The sequence below is a fragment of the Bradyrhizobium hereditatis genome, from assembly GCF_020329435.1.
Lineage (GTDB): Bacteria > Pseudomonadota > Alphaproteobacteria > Rhizobiales > Xanthobacteraceae > Bradyrhizobium > Bradyrhizobium hereditatis.
The window spans coordinates 233,388-253,517 of sequence record NZ_JAGKJK010000009.1; the positions used below are offsets into that span (position 1 = coordinate 233,388).

General features: G+C 64.1%; 13 protein-coding genes. 7 read left to right on the top strand and 6 right to left on the bottom strand.

What is annotated here, in order from left to right; genetic code table 11:
• Positions 1-37: 37 nt before the first annotated feature.
• Complete coding sequence (locus J6524_RS22255; protein ID WP_225674411.1) at positions 38-3,364, top strand: carboxyl transferase domain-containing protein; 3,327 nt, start codon at positions 38-40, stop codon at positions 3,362-3,364.
• 950 nt (positions 3,365-4,314) lie between these two features.
• Here the strand turns inward: J6524_RS22255 and J6524_RS22260 are convergent.
• Positions 4,315-5,946 carry a flavin-containing monooxygenase gene (locus J6524_RS22260; RefSeq protein WP_225674413.1) on the bottom strand — a complete coding sequence of 544 codons (1,632 nt, stop codon included), beginning with the start codon at positions 5,944-5,946 and terminating at the stop codon, positions 4,315-4,317.
• A gap of 314 nt (positions 5,947-6,260) precedes the next feature.
• On the opposite strand from J6524_RS22260, the gene J6524_RS22265 reads away from it, so the two are divergent.
• The 4 genes from J6524_RS22265 to J6524_RS22280 all read left to right on the top strand — a co-directional run bounded on the left by J6524_RS22265 (position 6,261) and on the right by J6524_RS22280 (position 9,845).
• Entirely contained in the window at positions 6,261-6,548 is a 288-nt protein-coding gene (locus J6524_RS22265) for a GIY-YIG nuclease family protein (protein ID WP_225674416.1), read from the top strand.
• A 130-nt stretch (positions 6,549-6,678) separates the two neighbouring features.
• Positions 6,679-8,283: a GMC family oxidoreductase gene (locus J6524_RS22270; protein ID WP_225674418.1), complete on the top strand. Its 1,605-nt coding sequence runs from the start codon at positions 6,679-6,681 to the stop codon at positions 8,281-8,283.
• Positions 8,284-8,290: 7 nt separating this feature from the next.
• Positions 8,291-8,737, top strand: coding sequence for a gluconate 2-dehydrogenase subunit 3 family protein (locus tag J6524_RS22275; RefSeq protein ID WP_225674419.1), 447 nt, complete (start codon positions 8,291-8,293; stop codon positions 8,735-8,737).
• 88 nt (positions 8,738-8,825) lie between these two features.
• The gene (locus J6524_RS22280; protein WP_225674421.1) at positions 8,826-9,845 is read left to right on the top strand and encodes a S1C family serine protease; all 1,020 of its coding nucleotides are present in this window, start codon (positions 8,826-8,828) and stop codon (positions 9,843-9,845) included.
• A 112-nt stretch (positions 9,846-9,957) separates the two neighbouring features.
• Here the strand turns inward: J6524_RS22280 and J6524_RS22285 are convergent, their stop codons facing one another.
• The 5 genes from J6524_RS22285 to J6524_RS22305 all read right to left on the bottom strand — a co-directional run bounded on the left by J6524_RS22285 (position 9,958) and on the right by J6524_RS22305 (position 17,481).
• On the bottom strand, positions 9,958-10,740 hold the full coding sequence (locus J6524_RS22285) for an alpha/beta fold hydrolase (protein WP_225674423.1): 783 nt from the start codon (positions 10,738-10,740) through the stop codon (positions 9,958-9,960).
• 3 nt (positions 10,741-10,743) lie between these two features.
• Positions 10,744-12,039: an O-acetylhomoserine aminocarboxypropyltransferase gene (locus tag J6524_RS22290; RefSeq protein ID WP_225674425.1), complete on the bottom strand. Its 1,296-nt coding sequence runs from the start codon at positions 12,037-12,039 to the stop codon at positions 10,744-10,746.
• 45 nt (positions 12,040-12,084) lie between these two features.
• Positions 12,085-13,389 (bottom strand): nicotinate phosphoribosyltransferase, encoded by a 1,305-nt coding sequence (gene pncB / locus J6524_RS22295; protein WP_225674427.1) that lies wholly within the window; start codon positions 13,387-13,389, stop codon positions 12,085-12,087.
• 61 nt (positions 13,390-13,450) lie between these two features.
• A complete protein-coding gene (locus tag J6524_RS22300; protein ID WP_225674429.1) occupies positions 13,451-16,999 on the bottom strand; it encodes a molybdopterin cofactor-binding domain-containing protein in 3,549 nt (1,182 codons plus the stop codon).
• Entirely contained in the window at positions 16,999-17,481 is a 483-nt protein-coding gene (locus tag J6524_RS22305; protein ID WP_225674431.1) for a (2Fe-2S)-binding protein, read from the bottom strand. Before J6524_RS22305 ends, J6524_RS22300 begins: the two co-directional genes overlap by 1 nt.
• A 286-nt stretch (positions 17,482-17,767) precedes the next feature.
• Here J6524_RS22305 and J6524_RS22310 point away from each other — a divergent pair, with 286 nt between their 5' ends.
• Together J6524_RS22310 and J6524_RS22315 are read left to right on the top strand one after the other, a co-directional pair.
• Positions 17,768-19,213 (top strand): 6-hydroxynicotinate reductase, encoded by a 1,446-nt coding sequence (locus J6524_RS22310; protein WP_225674433.1) that lies wholly within the window; start codon positions 17,768-17,770, stop codon positions 19,211-19,213.
• On the top strand, positions 19,210-20,118 hold the full coding sequence (locus J6524_RS22315) for a UPF0280 family protein (RefSeq protein ID WP_225674435.1): 909 nt from the start codon (positions 19,210-19,212) through the stop codon (positions 20,116-20,118). Before J6524_RS22310 ends, J6524_RS22315 begins: the two co-directional genes overlap by 4 nt.
• Positions 20,119-20,130 lie beyond the last annotated feature (12 nt).

A 20,130-nucleotide genomic window follows, 5' to 3' on the forward strand; every position in this document is an offset into this window, starting at 1 on the left:
GAACTCAGGCCGAACGTAGGGGTCATACGGAACGTCCATGTCCTTCAACAAGCTGCTGATCGCCAACCGCGGCGAGATCGCCATCCGTATCGCGCGCGCGGCGGGTGACGCCGGCCTCGCCACCGTCGCGATCCATTCCGCTGATGACGCGCAATCGCTGCATGTCCGCGCCGCGGATGCCGCCCACGAAATCCCCGGCCGCGGCGCGCGGGCCTATCTCGATATCGAGGCGGTGATCGCAGCCGCCAAGGCGACCGGTTGCGACGCCATTCATCCCGGCTACGGCTTCCTCAGCGAGAACGCCGCGTTCGCTCGCCGCTGCATCGCAGAAAACATCGTCTTCGTCGGGCCGTCGCCGGAAGCGCTCGATCTGTTCGGCGACAAGGCGCGGGCCAAGGCGCTGGCAAAGCAATGCGGCGTCCCCATCATCGAGGGCACCAGCGGTCCGACCAGCCTGGAAGAGGCGAGGACCTTTCTTGAATCGCAGGGCGAGCGCGGCGCCATCATGATCAAGGCCATTGCCGGCGGCGGTGGCCGCGGCATGCGCATCGTCGATGATCCCTTGCTGCTGGAGGAAGCCTATGCGCGCTGCCAGTCCGAAGCCATGGCGGCTTTCGGCAACGACGGCGTCTATGTCGAGCGGCTGATCCGCAACGCCCGCCACATCGAGGTGCAGATCATCTGCGACCATCACGGCGCGATCAGCCATCTCTGGGAACGCGAATGCACCGTGCAGCGCCGCAACCAGAAGCTCATCGAGATCGCGCCAAGCCCGTCGCTGAGCGACGCCTTGCGCATCCGCATCATCGACGCCGCCAAGGAACTCGCCGCCGCCGCCAATTACGATAATCTCGGCACCTTCGAATTCCTGGTCGATAACGACGCCCGTACCAGCGACAGGGCGTTCGCCTTCATCGAGGCCAATCCGCGGCTGCAGGTCGAGCATACCGTCACCGAGCAGGTGCTCGGGGTCGACCTCGTGCAGTCGCAGCTAGCGGTCGCGGCCGGCGCGACGCTCGGCTCGCTCGGCCTGGCGCAAGGCTACATCCCGCGGCCGCGCGGCTTTGCGATGCAGCTCCGCGTCAACATGGAGGTGATGGACGAGACCGGCGCCACCAAACCGACCGGCGGGACGCTGGCGATGTTCGACCTGCCGTCCGGCCCCGGCGTTCGCGTCGACACGTTCGGCTATTCCGGCTACCGCACCAGCGCTGCCTTCGACTCGCTGCTGGCCAAGGTCATCGTGCATTCCCCAGGCGGCAACTGGACCGATGTCGTGCACAAGGCCTCACGGACGCTGCGTGAATTTCGCATCGACGGCGTCGCCACCAATCTCCCGTTCCTCGCAGCGATCCTGGTGCATCCGGATTTTATCGAGAACCGCCTCAGCACCGGTTTCATCGACAGGCATGTCGCCGGTCTCGTCGGCGAAGCAAAGAGAATGGTCGAGGCGACGGCAGAGGCGGCGTTGATCGAATCCGGCGCTGCGGCCGACAATGGCGTGCCGGCAGCCGAAATCCCGACGAGCCTGCCTGCGGGTTCGCTCGCCGTACCGGCGCCACTCCAGGGGACTATCGTAGGGGTGGACGTCAGGGAAGGGGATCTCGTCCGCCCCGGCCAGCAGATCGCTGTGCTGGAATCCATGAAGATGGAGCATCTGGTGACCGCGCCGCATGGCGGCAGGGTGACGAGGATCGCGGCTGACCCAGGCGCGACGCTGATGCAGGACGAGCCAATCCTTTATCTGGAGCCGGCCGAAATCGACGCCCATGACGTGGCCGAGGAGGAGGATGTCGATCTCGATCACATCCGCCCCGATCTGGCCGAGTTGATCGAGCGCCACGCCATCACGCTGGACGAAAATCGTCCGGCTTCGGTCGAGCGCCGCCGCAAGACCAACCAGCGCACGGCGCGCGAGAACGTCGCTCATCTCGTCGATGACGGCTCCTTTGTCGAATACGGCTCGCTCGCCATCGCCGCCCAGCGGCGGCGCCGCACCGTCGATGATCTCATCCGCAACACGCCGGCCGACGGCCTGATCTCGGGCGTCGCCACTGTCAATGCCGACAAGTTCGGCGCGGATGCCGCCCGCTGCATGGTGATCGCCTATGACTATACCGTGCTCGCCGGCACGCAAGGCCACATGAACCACAAGAAGATCGACCGCATGCTGAGCCTTGCCGAGCAATGGCGGTTGCCGCTGGTGTTCTATGCCGAGGGTGGCGGCGGCCGTCCCGGCGATACCGATCGGCTCGGCATGACCGGCCTTGACGGGCCGTCCTTCGTGCAGTTTGCAAAACTCTCAGGGTTGGTGCCGGTCATCGGCGTCGTCTCCGGCTATTGCTTCGCCGGCAACGCTGCGATGCTCGGCTGCTGCGACGTCATCATCGCCACCAAGAATGCTTCCATCGGCATGGGCGGCCCCGCGATGATCGAGGGTGGCGGCCTCGGCGTCTATCATCCGGCCGAAGTCGGGCCGGTATCGTTCCAGTCGCCGAACGGCGTGATCGACATTCTGGTCGAGGACGAGGCGGAGGCGACGGTCGCCGCGCAGAAATATCTCTCCTACTTCCAGGGTGCGGTTGCCGACTGGAAGGCGCCGGACCAGCGCCTCTTGCGCCGGGCGATCCCGGAAAACCGCCTGCGGGTCTACGACATCCGGAGCGTCATCGATCTCCTGGCCGATGAAGGCTCGGTGCTGGAGATACGCCGCGATTTCGGCGTCGGGATGATCACCGCCTTCATCCGCATCGAGGGAAAACCGTTCGGCCTGATCGCCAACAACCCAAAGCACCTCGGCGGCGCCATCGATGCGCCGGCCGGCGACAAGGCCGCGCGCTTTATGCAGCTCTGCGACGCCTTCGACATCCCGATTGTATCGCTCTGCGATACGCCGGGCTTCATGGTCGGCCCTGAAGCGGAAAAGACCGCGATCGTGCGCCATGTCGCGCGCATGTTCGTGACCGGCGCAAGCCTCACCGTGCCGCTGTTCGGCATCGTCTTGCGCAAGGGCTATGGCCTTGGCGCGCAATCGATGATCGGCGGCGGCTTCCACGCCTCCTTCTTTACGGTGGCCTGGCCGACCGGCGAGTTCGGCGGCATGGGCCTTGAAGGCTATGTGCGGCTCGGCTTCCGCAAGGAGATGGAAGCGATCGAAGATCCGGTCGAGCGCGAGAACTACTACAAGGCCAAGGTCGCCGAGCTCTACGCCAACGGCAAGGCGGTCTCGATTGCCTCTGTGCTGGAGATCGACGAGGTGATCGATCCCGCCGACACGCGGCACTGGATCATGTCGGGCCTGCGCTCCGTGCCGAAGCCGGAGCCGCGCACGACAAAGAAGCGGCCGTGTATTGATGCGTGGTAGCCGGAGACTTCGTAGGGTGGGTTAGTGGAAGCGTAACCCACCACTGATCCCGCTTGCACAGCGGCCGGCGGATTACGCTCCGCTAATCCGCCCTACGAACTGCGCTCGCAATGACGAGGGGAGGTAGCCGTGCAAGCCCGCCTACGAACTGATTTGCATCGCGCACAAACGCAATTTCATGCGACGCCTGCGACCATTTGGCGCGACGGCAAATCATTTCTGATTTTCAGAAATCGTGTCAAGCCCCGGAATCAAAAATATTCCGCTTCCGTTCTCACCCAAATCAGTCACATAACTCCGTCCGTCTCACCGCAGATGAGGGGCGTCGGCCATCGTCACCAACGTGCAGTGGGATGCGATGGACGCGGATGGCGCGATAGACGTTGCGCGCCGGATGCGTACGGCGAAGTCGTGTGGTCCTGATGTCGCGGTGCTGGCATTAAGTCTCCAAGAGAAGCGAAACTTCTCGGAGGCGACGGTGGCAAAAGAGCCGTTCGCCGGGAAGATCACGTATAAGCCGTAAAGCCATTGCGCAGGGAAGGCCGGAGTGTTTCCGCTGTACCTGTATGCTCGTGTGCGTTTCCTTTATGCGCAACGGCACACGAGACCGCGGGTGCGGCGCGCACCCGGTCTTCCCTGCGCCCTCTGATAAGAGGGCGGGAAATTCTGAGCAAAGCTCGGGCAGTTCATGTCGCGAGATCGCGAAGTCATACTCGGTCGTCGTCACCCGCGAAGGCGGGTGACCCAGTATCCCAGAGACAGCAGTGATTGAATCGAGAAGCCGCGGCGTACTGGATCCCCGCGTCCGCGGGGATGACAGTCGAGTGTTGCGTCGCTACCTCCGCGTCATTGCGAGCGAAGCGAAGCAATCCATTGTCACCCTGTGCGCGGAAGGATGGATTGCTTCGCTGCGCTCGCAATGACGGGGAAGAGCCATGACGACGCTGACGCTACCCCAACCTCAACTCCTCATACCCCTTCGCGGCCACCTCGTCGCACCTCGCGCGGTACGCCGGCGCACTGCCGCTGTAGCGGGCGACGATGCGCCTCTGCTTGCCTTCGACGTTGGAGTTGATGCCCGTCATCCAGGAATCGACCTCGTTGGACAGCAAGCCCTCGCCAAGCGCCTTGACGTGGTCGGTCCAGGACTTCACGCCCTCAGGCGTCGCCTCGAGCCGCGTCAATCCCTTTTCCATCGCAAACATGATCAGTCCCGTCACCCAGTCGACGCTGTATTCGATGCTGCGCGGAATGTTGCCGAGCGCGGTGTGAGGCCCCATCAGCATCAGCATGTTCGGAAATTCATGAACCATGATGCCGAGATAGGTCTCCGGCCCGCGCTTCCACTTGTCCTTCAGCCGCGCCCCGCCCGCGCCGCGGAAATCGATCTTGTCGAAACTGCCGGTGATGGCGTCGAAGCCGGTCGCATAGATGATGATGTCGAACGCAAACTCCCGCTCGTTGGTCTTGATCCCCGCGGGCGTGACGCGCTCGATGGGTGTCTCCCTGATATCGACCAGTTCGACATTCTCCTGATTGTAGACCTCGTAATAGAACGTCTCGAGCGGCAGGCGGCGGGTGCCGAAACCGTGATTCCTCGGGATCAGCTTCTCGGCCACTGTCTGATTCTTCACGCGCTGGCGGATCTTGCGCGCAACGAAATCGGAGATCGTGGCGTTCGCCTTGCGGTCGATCAGTATGTCCTTGAAATTGCCCTGCCAGATGCCGAAGCCGCGCTCGGCATAGAGCTTCTCATAAAACGCCTCGCGTTCCTCGTCCGACACCTCGAACGCGCCGCGCGGGTCGGGCGTATGCAGAAAGCAGGCAAAGGTCTCCTTGCAGCGGGCGAAGATTTCCGGATAACCCGCCTTGATCTTCGCTTGCGTCTCCGCATCAATCTTGCCGTTATGCAGCGGCGCGCACCAGTTCGGCGTGCGCTGGAAGACGGTGAGATGGCCGACCTGTCCCGCAATGGTCTGGATCGTCTGCACGCCGGTTGCGCCGGTGCCGATCACGGCAACGCGCTTGCCCGCGAAATCAACCGGCTCCTTCGGCCATCGCGCAGTGTGAAAGGAGGCGCCCTTGAAATCGTCACGTCCCTCGATCCGCGGCAGCGTGGGCGTCGAGAGCGGCCCGATCGCGGTAATCAGGAAGCGAGAATTGAGGCGGCTGCCGTCTTCGAGCGTGATGGTCCAGCTCCGCGAGTCCTCGTCATAGACTGCGGCCGTCACCCGGCTGCGAAACTGGATATCGCGGCGCAGGTCGAACTTGTCGGCAACATAGTTGAGGTAGCGCAGCGTCTCCGGCTGGCCGGCGAAATGCTCCGACCACTCCCATTCCTCCAGGAGCTCCTTGGAGAACGAGTAGCCATAGGAATAGCTCTCGGAGTCGAAGCGCGCGCCGGGATAGCGGTTCCAGTACCAGGTGCCGCCAACATCGGTGCCCGCCTCGAACACACGGACACGCAGGCCCCGTTCGCGCAGCCGATAGAGCTGGTACAGGCCCGACATGCCAGCGCCGATGATGATGGCGTCGTAGTCCGGAATGGGCGCCGCCTCCATGTTCGTGCTTGGGGTGGTCAAACCTATCCGCTCCGGTATCCGCGGACAAACCCCGCATCGACGCGTAGCAGGGTTGCAGGTTTGCCGCCGGCCTTTCGACTTTACTCGCAGCCGTGTCTGCCCCTATCCTCATGGCTCAGATCGCCCAGCAAGCGGCGACGGTGGATGGGGAGGGAAGCGATGGCTCCGGCCGGCCGGATTTTGGTTTTGGGGAGCCGGTATTTACCCCGTCATTGCGAGCGAAGCGAAGCAATCCATGTCACCGCTTGCCGAGATATGGATTGCTTCGCTTCGCTCGCAATGACGGGGTGAGAGATGGGGCCTAAGGAAAAATCATGAAACAGCCGTGTGTGTACATCATGGCGAGCAAGCGCAACGGTACGCTTTACACTGGCGTAACCGCGAACCTGCCCAAGCGCGCTTTCGAGCATCGCGAAGGGCTGATGAGGGGATTCTCGAAGAAATACGGCTGCAAGATGCTGGTCTGGTATGAAGTGCACGAAAGTATGATTGAGGCCATTACTCGGGAAAAGCAGATCAAGGCGGGCAGTCGGGCAAAGAAGCTGGCGTTGATCGAAGCTCTTAATCCGGATTGGAAAGACCTCTACGAGTCGTTGATATGATATTGCCCCGAACCCATCCCCGCCATTGCGAGGAGCATAGCGACGAAGCAATCCAGTCCGCCGCTTGCGGAGATATGGATTGCTTCGCTTCGCTCGCAATGACGGCAGAGACAGTTGAGAACAAACAACAATGAACAAACACGATCCCGTTGACGTCCTGATCATCGGCGCCGGCGCGTCCGGCGCGGCGGTGGCTTGGTCGCTGGCCGAAACCAAGATGCATATCCTCTGCCTCGACCAGGGCGGCTGGATGAAGCCGTCGGAATATCCGAGCACCGGGCGCGACTGGGAGGCGAAGTTTTACGGCGAGTGGTCGACCAGCCCGAACATCCGCGCCCGGCCCGAGGATTATCCGATCAACGACGACAACTCGCCGATCAAGGTGGTGAACTTCAACGGCGTCGGCGGCTCAACAGTGATGTACACCGCGCACTGGCCACGGCTGCACCCTTCCGACTTCCGCGTGAAGACGCTGGATGGCGTCGCCGACGACTGGCCGATCGACTACGAAACGCTGGTGCCGTTCTTCGAGGAGAATGACCGGATGATGGGCGTCTCCGGCCTGTCAGGCGATCCGCTGTCGCCGCTGACGCATCCGCCGATGCCGCCGCAGCCGCTCGGGCTCTCAGGCCCGCTGATCGGCAAGGCCATGAACAAGCTCGGCTGGCACTGGTGGCCGTCCGACACCACGGTCGCGACGATGGATTATGAGGGCAGGGCGCGCTGCATCAATCTTGGCCATTGCACGCCGGCCTGCGCGCAAGGCGCCAAGGCATCGACCGACATCACCTATTGGCCGCAAGCGATCCGCGCTGGCGTCGAGCTGAAGACACACTGCCGCGTGCGCGAGATCCTGACCAACGAGCACGGCATGGCCTCGGGTGTCGTCTACTACGACCAGGATGGCGTCGAGCAATTCCAGCCGGCCGAAGTCGTCATCATCGCCTGCAACGGCGTCGGCACGCCGCGGCTGCTGCTGAACTCAGTCTCCGGCCGCTTCCCCAACGGCCTCGCCAACTCATCGGGTCTGGTCGGCAAGAACCTGATGTTCCATCCCTATGCGCAGATCTACGGCTTCGTGAAGGAGCCGACCGACTCCAACCGCGCGCCGCCGACCTGCCTCTGGAGCAAGGAGTTCTACGACACTGATCTGTCGCGCGGCTTCGTCCGCGGTTACGGCATCCAGTTCGGCCGCGGCGCCGGTCCGGTGTTCGAAGCTGTCGCCAGCGAGCAGAAGGGCATCTTGCCATGGGGCGCGGATCATCACCGCGTGTTTCGCAGACTCAATGGCCATCGCCTCGCGGTCTCCGCGATCTGCGAGGATCTACCCGAGGAGCACAACCGTGTCACGCTCGATCCCGTGCTGAAGGATAGCCACGGTATTCCCGCGCCGAAGATCGATTATACGATCAGCGAGAACAGCCGGAAGATGATGGAGCATGGGCTGGCGCGCGGCCGGGAGATTCTTGAAGCGGCCGGCGCGACCGACATCTGCATCAACAGCCCGATTCCCTGGGGTGGCTGGCACCTGCTCGGCACCGCGCGGATGGGCACCGATCCTGCGCGCTCCGTGGTCAACGAATGGGGCCGCTCGCACGATGTGAAGAATCTCTTCATCGTCGACGGTAGCGTGTTCGTCACCTCAGGCGGCGTGAACCCGACCTCGACCATTCAGGCGATCGCGCTCTACATCGCTGATCAGATGAAGCAACGCCTTGCCAACCTCTTCGACTGAGACCGCCATGTCCGCAGCCAATGAACTGACCGCAGCCCAACGCGACGATCTCCGCACCGTCGCCGCGATGATCATTCCCGCCAGCGACGAGTATCAGGTGCCCGGCGCCGACGACCCGGCGATCCAGGCCGACATGCTGGCGACGCTCGGCCGCGATACGCTGCTGGTTGCGCAGGCGCTTGATCATCTCGCGCGCCTTGCCGGAAAGCCGCTCGCCGAACTCGACGCAGCCAGGCGTGACGAGATCGCAAAGGAGTTCCGCGCTACCGGCGGCGTGGCGGCGGCGACGCTCGTCCGCGTCGTCCTGCAATGCTACTACCGCGACGACCGCGTGCTGCGTTCGCTCGGGCTCGAGCTGCGCGCGCCGTTCCCGAAGGGGCATGTGCTGCCTGAAGGCGATTGGTCGCTGCTCGATCCCGTGAGGGCGCGCGGTGGCCGGATGCGGATTCCTTGAGATGGAGGCGGGTGGCGCTGCGCGCGGAGCGCAGCTCTTGCATACGCGGTTCCCGGCCACCATCTGAGAAAGCCGAAGGAATCTCGCCATGTTGGATTTTACCTCAGATATCGCCGATGACGGGCCGTCATCGCGATCAGCCGCGCCTGCCGCGGACAATGATCGGGTTCTGCTCGATGCCTATTCGAATGCCGTGATCGACGTGACCGAACGCGTCGGCCCCGCAGTCGTGCGCGTCGAGACCGGACCGAAAGTGCGTTCCGCGCGCGAGCGCGGCGGGCTTGGCTCGGGCATCGTCATTTCGCCAGATGGTTTCGTGCTCACCAACAGCCATGTGGTCGGGTCGGCGAAGGAGATCCGCCTGCGTGATACCGAAGGCTTCGTCACCGATGCCCATGTGCTCGGCGTCGATCCCGACACTGATCTCGCGCTGTTGCGGGCCGATGGCGCGCGCGACTTGCGCTACGCTTCGCTCGGCAATTCCAAGAGCCTGCGCCGCGGCCAGCTCGTGGTCGCGATCGGCAATCCGCTCGGCTTCGAATCGACGGTCACTGCCGGCGTCGTGTCGGCGCTCGGCCGCTCGATCCGCTCGGTAAGCGGGCGCACCATCGAGGACGTGATCCAGACTGATGCGGCGCTCAATCCCGGCAATTCCGGCGGGCCGCTGGTGTCGTCGGCGGCGGAGGTGATCGGCATCAACACTGCGATCATCAGCGGCGCGCAGGGCATCTGCTTTGCGGTCGCCAGCAACACCGCGCAATTCGTGCTGTCGGAGATCATCCGCCACGGCTATGTCCGCCGCGCCTATATCGGCGTCGCCGGCCAGACCGCGCCGATCCCGCGGCGCCACGCGGTGGTCGCCGGCGTCGACAACAAGATGGGCGCGCTGCTGGCACAGATCGAGCCGGACAGCCCTGCAGCGAAGGCCGGCTTGCTGCCGGGCGATGTCGTGATCAAGCTCGATGGCGTCGAGATCAACGGCGTCGACGATCTGATCCGCGCCCTCGACCGCGACCGCATCGGCCGCACGCTGTCGATGGACGTGCTGCGGTTGGGAAGGTTGCGGGCGATCGACATTCACCCGGTGGAGCGGAAGCCGGCGCGGTAGCAGTGTCCTCAGTTCGTCATGCGCGGGCTCGACCCGCGCATCCATCAATTTTCGCAAGATTCTCTTCCTGGGATGGATTGCCGGGTCAAGCCCGGCAATGACATGCGTGGTGCTACTGCCGCAACGCCGCCAGCAACTCGTCGGGCGCTTCGGCCATGATCATGTGGCCGGCGCCCGGCACGACGATCGTGCGCGAATTCGGTGTCGCCGCGGCAAGCGCCTTGCCGCCCTTCGCGGGCGTCATCATGTCGCGCTCGCCGAGGATGAAGGTCGTGGGCACCTTGACCTGCGCCGCGGCCGCGAGCGCATTTTGATACGTGTTGCAGGCGTTGAGATCGCTGTAGAGCACTCCGGGCCGCGTCTGCTGCAGCACGCGCTGCGCGCCCTGATGCATCCACAGTCCCGGCGCGAGGCTGCCGCCGAGCTCTGCCTTGAAGCCGAGACCCCAGATCGAGACCATGTCGATGGCATCGGCATTGTTGACCTCGGCGGCCTTGAGCAGTTCGGGGCCGACCGTCATCGTTCCGGTCGTGCCGATCAGGCTGAGAGCCGAAACCTTGTCGGGATGCCGCGCGGAGGTCTCCAGCGCAATCAGCGATCCCATCGAGTGGCCGATCAGCTTCGCCTTCGGCGCGCCGGCCGCGTCGAGCAGGGCGGCGGTCCAGTCGGCCATGTCGGCGATCGTCGGAAGCGGGCTGCCTCCCGAACGGCCGTGGCCAGGCAGGTCGGGCGCCAGCACCGAATAGCCGTGATGGGCGAACCATCGGCTGTGCAGCGCCCAGGTCGAATGATCGAAACCGGCGCCATGCAGCATCACCACCGCGGGCAACGACGGATCGAACGGACGGCCGCCGGTCGCAACGAACGTATCAACGCCATTGACGGAGAGCTGCATGGTTCAAACCTTCTGCGATGCGCGGAGCGCCTGGCCGAGATCGTCGATGATGTCGGATACGGTCTCGATGCCGACCGACAGCCGCACCAGCTCCTCGCCGATCCCTGCGGCCTTGAGCTGCGCGGCATCCATCTGCTGATGCGTCGTGCTGGCGGGATGAATGACCAGCGTCTTGGCGTCGCCGACATTGGCGAGGTGGCTGATCATCCGCAGAGACTCGATGAATTTCTTGCCGGCCGCACGACCCCCCTTGATGCCGAAAGACACGATCGACCCCGCGCCGCGCGGCAACAGCCGCTTGGCGAGCTGGTGGTCCGGATGATTTTCCAGCGCCGGATGCAGCACCCAGTCGACCGCCTTGTTGGCGGTCAGCGCCTCCAGCACCGCGAGCGTGTTGCTCATGTGGCGCTCCATGCGCACGCCGAGCGTCTCGACGCCCTGCAGCAGTTGGAACGCATTGGTCGGCGACAGGCAGGCGCCAAAGTCGCGCAAACCTTCCGTGCGGGCGCGCATGATGAAGGCGGCCTGGCCGAACTGCTCGTCGAAGACGATGCCGTGATAACCGGCATAGGGCTCGGTGAGCTGAGGGAACTTGCCCGACGCGTGCCAGTCGAACCGGCCGCCATCGACGATGACGCCGCCGATCGCGATGCCATGGCCGCCGATCCACTTGGTCGCCGAATTCATCACGAGATCGGCACCGAGCTCGATCGGGCGGCTCAGGAATGGCGTCGCAAAGGTATTGTCGATCAGGAGCGGAATCTTCGCATCATGGGCGATCTGGGCGACCGCCGGAATATCCAGCACTTCCATTCCGGGATTGCCGATGGTCTCGCCGATCACCAGCCGCGTATTCGGCTTGATGGCGGCGCGAAATTCATCGAGCGCACGGGGCTTGACGAAGGTCGTCGTGATGCCGAAGCGCGGCAGGGTATGCGCGAGCAGGTTGATGGTGCCGCCATAGAGCGAGGCGGAGGCGACGATGTGGTCGCCGGCATTGAGGATCGTCGCGATTGCGAGATGCATCGCGGCCATGCCGCTCGCTGTGCAGATCGCGCCGACGCCGGCTTCGAGTGCGGCGAGCCGCTCCTCGAGCACCGCCGTGGTCGGATTGGAGATGCGGGTATAGATGTGGCCGGCGCGTTCCAGGTTGAACAGCGCCGCGGCGTGATCGGAATCCTGGAACACGTAGGACGTGGTCTGGTAGATCGGCACGGCGCGCGAGCCCGTCGCGGGATCCGGGCGCTGGCCGGCATGCAGGCTGAGGGTCTCGAAGGCAGGCGGCTTGGGTGCGGGCATGCGGGACTCGTCAGATCAACTTGTGGCGGGAAGGTAATCGATGGCTCAGACGTGAACAGCGGTGCGGACGCGCCCGGCATTGCCGAACACGCGCAAGTAACGTTCGATCTCGGACGGCGTACCGGTCGCCTTTTCGGGATTGTCAGACAGCTTGACCGCCGGCCGCCCGTCGACCGACGTTACCTTGCAGACCAGCGAGATCGGATCGAGATCGGCGGAGCCATCCGGCGCACAGCCGACGAAGTCATTGGTGAGGTTGGTGCCCCAGCCGAAGGAGATGCGGACACGTCCGGTGAAGTGACGATAGGTCTCCTCGATCGAGTCGACATCCATGCCGTCGGAGAATACCAGCAGCTTCTCCTTGGGCTCGCGGCCCTTGTGCTTCCACCACTTGATGATGTCCTCGCCGGCCGTAATCGGCGGCGCGCTATCGGGACGGAAGCCTGTCCAGTCGGCGACCCATTCGGGCGCGTCGCGCAAGAACGTTTTGGTGCCGAATGCATCGGGGAGGGCGATCAAGAGGTTGCCGCCGTAGGTATGGCGCCATTGATCGAGGATGCGATAGGGCGCCCAGCGCAGCTCCTCGTCCGAATTGGCGAGAGCGGCTGCGACCATCGGCAGCTCATGCGCATTGGTGCCGATCGCTTCCAGATCATTGTCCATTGCGAGCAGCACGTTGGACGTACCGGTGAAGGAGGAACCGAGACCCTCCTTGACGGCCTCGACGCACCAGCGCTGCCAGAGATGGCCGTGGCGGCGGCGGGTGCCGAAGTCGGACAGCCTGAGGCCCTCGAGCCTGCGCAGCCGCTCGACCTTGGACCACAGCTTGGCCTTGGCTCGCGCATAGAGCACGTCGAGCACGAAGCGTCCCTGACCCTTGGTCACCTGGCGCGAGCGCAGCTCGTTCATGATCGCAAGCGCCGGAATCTCCCACATCGTGGTGTGGGTCCACGGTCCATGGAAGTGAAGTTCATACTGGCCGTCGACCTTGTTGAGCTCGTATTCGGGCAGGCGGAAGTTGGCGAGCCAGTGGATGAAGTCCGGCGAGAACATCTGGGTCTTGCCGTAGAACGTATTACCGGCAAGCCAGATCAGCTCCTTCTTGGTAAAGCGGATGGTCCGCGCATGGTCGAGCTGCGCGCGCAGTTCGCCCTCATCGATGATCTCGGCGAGGCGGACGTGCTTGGAGCGGTTGATGACCGAAAAGGTGACACGCTGAGCCGGGTAGAGATCCCGGATCATCTGCAGCATCAGCAGCTTGTAGAAGTCCGTATCGAGCAGGCTGCGCACGATCGGATCGAGCCGCCAGCCGTGATTATAGGTTCGCGATGCAATATCGGTAACTGCCATGGCGGAACTCTACCGTGCCGCGGGCCGCCCAACTAGGGGGATTTGACCTCGGCATGGCAGCTCAGCGCGTCTGTTCCCGCCGGATACGCCCCACGGCAGCATGAATATCCTTCCAGATCGGCTTATCCGGAGCAAATTGTTGCCTGAGGTACCCGACTAATTCGGCGATCTGGCCGTCACTCAGGCTGTCCTTGAAGGCCGGCATATAGCCGAGGTCAGTTATGACCGGCTTGGCGATGCCGTGCAGGACGACCTGGATCAGGTTGTCAGGTGCGGTGCTGTGCAGGTTGCTGTTCAGCGCCAGCGACGGCCGGCTGCCGAACAGCGGCGCGCCGCCGACCTCGTGGCACACCGCGCAGGCGCCCTGGTAGATCCGGGCGCCGATGCTCGAGGCCGCCGACGCGCGCGTGCCGGTCGAGGATTCCAGTCTCGCCGCGAGCGCTTCCTGCGTCGCACGGTCCATCGAAGGCGCGTTGAACGAAGCGAGATAGACGGCCATGGCTCGGATGTCGGAATCCGGTAGCGCACCGAGCTCCTTCACGACCGGCGCCATCGGTCCGGCGGCGACACCGTGAAAGCGCGACTCGCCGGTGCGCAAATAGGCGTAGAGCTCGTCTTCACTCCACGGGATCGGCGCCTGCGACAGCGAAGTCAGCGCCGGGGCTTCCCAGCCTTCCGCAAATCCGCCGGCAAGGTGAGCACCAGCAACTTCCGCGCCGAGCGCGTTGCGCGGCGAATGACAGGCGCTGCAGTGACCGAGACCTTCGACCAGATAGGCGCCGCGATTCCATGTCTCGGATTTGGCCGGGTCAGGCTGGAATGGACTGGGCTTGTGGAACAGCGCGTTCCAGCCCGCCATTAGCGGACGCATGTTGAACGGAAATGCCAATGCATTCTGCGGCGTCTCGGCGCGCACAGCCGGCTGCGCCATCAGGTAGGCGTAGAGCGCCTGCATATCGGCGTCGGTCGTCTTGGCGAAATGGGTGTAGGGGAACGCGGGATAAAGATGCCGCCCGTCGCGGTGGATGCCTTCACGCATCGCGCGCTCGAACGCTGGATAGGACCATGCACCGATGCCGGTCTCAACATCCGGCGTGATGTTCGTGGCATAGATCGTACCGAAAGGCGTTTGCAGCGGACGGCCGCCGGCGTTCAGAGCTCCGTTCGCCGAGGTATGGCAGACGGCGCAATCGCCGAGCGCGGCGAGTTGCTGGCCGCGAGCGATGGTCGCGGCCGAGTAGACCGAGGCATCCGGCCGCGCGATCGGCGCGATCGCCCGCCACGGCAACGCGGCAGCGCCTATACCGATTGCAGCGGCGCACAGGGCTGCTGCGGTTGCAAGCATGCCACGTCCGGCGAACGGATTCTGCCATGTGCGCGATGCGGGGGCGGGTTGGGGCGGTGCGGATAATGCTTCCGGCGTTGTCTGCTCCTCGCCGCGCAGCCCGCGCAAGATGCGCTCTGGTGTAAACGGCAATTCGCGGAAGCGCACGCCGGTCGCATCATAGATCGCGTTGGCGATCGCTGCGGCGCTCGGAACGGAAGCAGATTCGCCAACGCCGAGCGGCGGCTGATCCTGCCGCGGCAGCATTAGCACGTCGATCTCAGGCACGTCGGGAAACTTGATGATGGGATAGGCGCCCCATTCCCGTGCCGTCACGGAGGTGCGGTCGAATGAGACTTCCTCCATCAGTGCGCGGCTGGTCGACTGGATGACGTTACCGTGGATTTGGTGGCGCACGCCATCCGGATTGATCATCAGCCCGGAGTCCTGTCCGGCCACCACGCGCGTGACGCTGACATCGCCGGTCACCTTGTTGACCGCGACATCGGCGATCCATGCCGACCACGCTGCGCCATAGCCGGGAAACTTGCTGTGCACATAGAGCGCGTAGGCAAAGCCGCGCCCACGCACGATATCGCCTTCGGCCTGCTTGTCCCGCCGAACCGGCCGCGGCTTCCAGCCCGCGCGCTCGGCCACAGCGTTGACGAGATCGACCGCGCGCGGGTCCTTCAGATAGCGCAGGCGGTACTCGATCGGATCGACGCCGGCCTCCGATGCGCATTCGTCGATCCAGCATTCATGCGCAAACGTGTTCGGCAGTGCCGAGACGCCGCGCAGCCACGCCGCCCGCACGATCGGCGGCATGTCGTTCGCGACCACGCGCAGATTCTCGTAGTCATAGGGCGGGATCGCCGTGCGATCGCCCATCTCGAAGACGGCCGGCGTGTGCGGGACGGCGCCGGTCAAAAGCAGCGCGAGCGTTGGCGCGCCGTTCGATGGATAGCGCGTCGCAAAATCATATCCGGCGACGCTGCCGTCGGCGTTCAGGCCGCCGTTGACGTCCATCAATTGGGCGGTGCCCTTCGGCTCCCAGGCGTGCTCCTGCTCTCGCGTCAGCTGCACGCGGACGGGACGGCCGACGGCGCGCGACAGCAGCACCGCGTCGGCGGAGACGTCATCAGCGCAGTTGCGGCCGTAGCAGCCGGCCGCTTCCAGTCGGATCACCTCGATCTCGGCTTCGCGCCGGTGGATCAGCCGGGCCAGATCGGTGCGCAGATGATGCGGGTTCTGCGTGCCCGACCAGACTCGCGTCAGATCCTCCTGATAATCGGCGACCGCGCAGGATGGACCGATCGAGGCGTGCATCTGATAAGGCCAGATGTAGGTGCGCGGCATCGGCTTGGCGGCGCCGGCAATCGCAGCGTCGACATCGCCCTTGTCGATCAGCTTGCGCGGAGTAGATGGATTTGCTCGAAGCGCAGTCTCGATATCCTTCAGGTCGGGCAGCGTCGGAACCGGCTTCCAGCTCACCTTGAGCTGCGCGGCGGCCTTGATTGCATTCTCCTCGCGCTCGGCGACGACACCGACGAAATCGCCGATCCTGACGACGGCGACGAGTCCTGGAATATTGCTGACTGAACTCTCGTCCACCGCGATCAGGCTGTTGCCGATGAAGTCTCCCACGTCGACGCCAGCATAGGGCGGCCGGACGACGCGTCCGTGAAGCATGCCGGGGACGCGCACGTCGTGCACGTAGACCAGTTCGCCGGTTGCCTTTGCCGGCAGGTCGAGGCGCGGCATCGATTGTCCGACGATGGTGTAGGCCTCGACCGATTTCACCGGAACGTCGTCCGCCAGTTCAAGCTGGATGATTTCGCCCGCGATCAGTTCGCCATAGCTGACGCTGCGATTATCCTTGCCGCGGATCAGGCCGTCTTCAATGACGAGCTGTTCAACCGGAAGCTCCAGTCGTTCCGCGGCTCGTGCGGCCAGAAACTGCCGCGCTTGCGCTGCGGCCTTGCGCAGCGGCACGGCCGTGATCTGGATCGTTTCGCTCGCGATCGTCGCGCCCTGATTGGGGACGAGGGCGGTGTCGCCGAGCACGACCACGACACGCGCAAAGGATACGTCGAGCTCTTCTGCCACGATCTGCCCGAGCGCGGTGCGGATACCGGTGCCGAGATCGACGTGGCCGTTATAGGCGGTAACCGTTCCGTCGGCGGTGATCTTGATGAAGGTCTCGAACTTGACGGCTTCGACCGGCGAGGCCGCGCGAACGACGGTCAGCGTGCCTTGCAACGGTTTGGACGTGCGAGGCGCAGCCATCACGCCTGCGCCTCAACGACATGGCCGGCGGCGCGCATGGCGGCGCGCATGATCTCGACATGCGCGCCGCAGCGGCAGAGATGATGACGCAGCGCTTCAAGCACCTCGTCCTCCGACGGGTGAGGGGAGCGCAGCAACAGCGCTTTCGTCGTGATGATCATGCCGTTGAGACAGTAGCCGCATTGCGCGGCCTGTTCGCGGATGAACGCCTGCTGCACCGGATCAGGTTGCGCGCGCGTGCCGAGGCCTTCGAGCGTCACGATGTCACGCCCGTCGCAGCCTTCGATCGGGATCACGCAGGAGCGCGCGGCGACGCCGTCGATCAGCACGGCACAGGCGCCGCATTCGCCGAGCCCGCAACCATATTTCGGTCCGTTCAGTTCGAGATCGTTGCGCAGCACATAAAGCAATGCGCTATCGGGTGCGGCATCGACATCATGAGTCTTGCCGTTGACGGTCAGGCGCATCGTGCTTTGCGTCATGCTCCCCGCGAGTCCTCGTTGCGCTGCAAAATCTTGCGCTGGACACTTCGCGGAGGATACCGTTTGTGTACAAACGTGCAAGCCGCGGCATCTCGCTGCGGAGCCTTGCCCGCTTTATGAACAAAGAGCGAGGCAAATGAGGTATTATGCGGCAAGCTGGGCTTTTCGCCTGCCAGCCCGCTTGACAGCGTTCAAGTCCGCGCGCAACATCATTCGTATACGAACAAATGGTCGGACCCGCGAGGAGGCGGGCACGATCGGCGCCTTCTCGATCGCAGGCTTGTTCATGACCGATGCGACCGTCGCCGGTGGCGACAAGATCCGCTGCGATGCCTGTCCGGTGATGTGCTACATCAAGCCGGGCGCGGCGGGCGCGTGCGATCGTTACGCCAACCACAATGGCGAGCTGGTGCGCGTCGATCCGCATATCGTGCTGGAGCGAACGGTGTCGCATGGCGGGCGGCTGGTGCCGTTCCAGGCCGGCGGCGACTGGGACGGCAAGCTCGTTCACGAACCCAGTGTGTTCGTTACCGCGATTGGCGCGGGAACGACCTATCCCGACTACAAGCCTGCGCCCTTTATCGTGTCGTCGGAAGTCGACGGCGTCGACATGGTCACTGTCGTGACCGAGGGCATTTTCAGCTATTGCGGCGTCAAAGTGAAGATTGACACCGATCGCTATCTCGGCCCGGAGACGGCAACCGTCCGCGCGGAGGGCGAGGCGATCGGTCATGTGACGACCAGCGAGTACGGTTCGCAGATGCTGTCGCTTGGCGGCGTGCATCATCTTACCGGCGGCTCAAAGAAAGAAGGACGCGTCACCTGCGACGCACTGATGGACCTCTCCAACTGCAAGGCGGTGGAACTCACCATCGATGGCGGCGCTACGGTCGTGGTACAGGCCGGCCGTCCACCGATCGTCAACGGCGTTGCCGAAGAGCGGATGCGGGTGGGCTGCGGTTCGGCGACCATCGGCATGTTTGCCAAGCAATGGCACGGCAAGGTCGACGAGGTCGTAGTCGTCGACGACCATATTACCGGCGTGCTCTCGGAACATCAGGCCGGCAAGCTGCTCGATATTCCCGATACCGGGATCAAGATGAAAGGCCGACGCTCGACGCCGGGCCGTTACTTTCAGGTCGCCGATCCCGGAACGGGGTGGGGCGGCACCAATATCTCCGATCCTCTATCGGTGCTGGGGCCGTTCAATCCCAAGGAAGCGCGGCCGGGCCTGACGATGCTGATGGTTTCGACGACAGGCGAGCACGCGGCTTATTACGAGCTCGATGAGGCGCTGCGGCCGATTGAGAAGCAGATGCCAGCTGATCTTCAGTTTTCGGTCGAGCGCATCCAGGAGAATTGCGAGCCGGCGCTGTGTACGGTGCTGTTCATGGGAGGCGCCGGCGGCTCGCTGCGCGCGGGTGTTACTGATAATCCGGTGCGGCTGACGCGCTCGGTCAAGGATGCGCTGACGCGGGTCACCAGCGGCGGTGCACCGGTTTATGTGTGGCCGGGCGGCGGTATCACCTTCATGGTTGATGTCACGCAGATGCCGGCGGGTGCATTTGGCTATGTGCCGACGCCGGCGCTGGTGGCACCGATCGAGTTCACGCTGAAACTGTCCGACTATGCCGCGCTCGGCGGCCACATGGATCACGTTCGCCCGCTGGCCTCCTTGCGGGAAAACAGCGAATTCCGGCCGATGCCCTATATGCCCGGACGTCGCGCATGAAACGACTCCCGCAAATAGCGCTTCTTCCTGACGGCAAGCGGCTGCATTTGCAGGACGGTCCGATTGACCTGATCATTGAGGCGAAGGGAAGTGAGGGCAGCGTTCGTTCTGCGTACGAGGCTGCTGCGCGGCGCTTCACCGGCCTGCTCGATGAACTCTGCGAAGAGTTGATTGAACTCCGAAAGGCCGCCGATCCGGCTAGATGCGCCCTGAACGGCGTCGTCGCGCGCCGCATGCATGCGGCTGTGGCGCCGTTTGCTGCCGAGCATTTCATCACGCCGATGGCGGCCGTGGCGGGCAGCGTTGCGGAAGAAATTCTTGGAGCGATGCTGGGCGCGGCGCGGCTCGATCGTGCCTACGTCAACAATGGCGGCGATATCGCTTTGCATTTGACCCGTGGCGAGCAGTTCACCGTCGGGCTGATGGACCGGCCGGACCATCATGGCGTGATGCAGGCCATCACCATCGAAGCAGATGATCCCGCGCACGGCATCGCGACCAGCGGGCGCCATGGCCGCAGCTTTTCGCTCGGGATCGCAGACGCCGTCACCGTGCTGGCGCGAACCGCCTCGCAGGCCGATGCCGCGGCAACCATCGTCGCCAATGCCGTCGATCTGCCCGGTCATCCCGCGATCAGTCGCTGTCCGGCCAACGAATTGCAGCCCGATAGCGATCTCGGCGCGCGCCTTGTTACCCGCGACGTCGGCGAACTCCGCGGGGAGGAAATCGACGCTGCATTAAGCGCTGGGGTGAGCCGGGCACAGCAATTGCTTGCGGCTGGATTGATCGAAGGTGCGGCCTTGCGTCTACTAGGCGAGACGGCCGTGGTGGGTTCAACAGGGATCAGGGCAGGGGCGTTGCCCGCGTTTCACGGAAGCGCACTGGAAAGAATAGCGCATGTTTGATCGGGAGCGAGG

Bases quoted from the DNA above. Each gene is read 5' to 3' on its own strand.
- J6524_RS22255 (WP_225674411.1), top strand. From the start codon at position 38: ATGTCCTTCAACAAGCTGCTGATCGCCAACCGCGGCGAGATCGCCATC.
- J6524_RS22265 (WP_225674416.1), top strand. From the start codon at position 6,261: ATGAAACAGCCGTGTGTGTACATCATGGCGAGCAAGCGCAACGGTACG.
- J6524_RS22270 (WP_225674418.1), top strand. From the start codon at position 6,679: ATGAACAAACACGATCCCGTTGACGTCCTGATCATCGGCGCCGGCGCG.
- J6524_RS22275 (WP_225674419.1), top strand. From the start codon at position 8,291: ATGTCCGCAGCCAATGAACTGACCGCAGCCCAACGCGACGATCTCCGC.
- J6524_RS22280 (WP_225674421.1), top strand. From the start codon at position 8,826: ATGTTGGATTTTACCTCAGATATCGCCGATGACGGGCCGTCATCGCGA.
- J6524_RS22285 (WP_225674423.1), bottom strand. From the start codon at position 10,740: ATGCAGCTCTCCGTCAATGGCGTTGATACGTTCGTTGCGACCGGCGGC.
- J6524_RS22290 (WP_225674425.1), bottom strand. From the start codon at position 12,039: ATGCCCGCACCCAAGCCGCCTGCCTTCGAGACCCTCAGCCTGCATGCC.
- pncB (WP_225674427.1), bottom strand. From the start codon at position 13,389: ATGGCAGTTACCGATATTGCATCGCGAACCTATAATCACGGCTGGCGG.
- J6524_RS22300 (WP_225674429.1), bottom strand. From the start codon at position 16,999: ATGGCTGCGCCTCGCACGTCCAAACCGTTGCAAGGCACGCTGACCGTC.
- J6524_RS22305 (WP_225674431.1), bottom strand. From the start codon at position 17,481: ATGACGCAAAGCACGATGCGCCTGACCGTCAACGGCAAGACTCATGAT.
- J6524_RS22310 (WP_225674433.1), top strand. From the start codon at position 17,768: ATGACCGATGCGACCGTCGCCGGTGGCGACAAGATCCGCTGCGATGCC.
- J6524_RS22315 (WP_225674435.1), top strand. From the start codon at position 19,210: ATGAAACGACTCCCGCAAATAGCGCTTCTTCCTGACGGCAAGCGGCTG.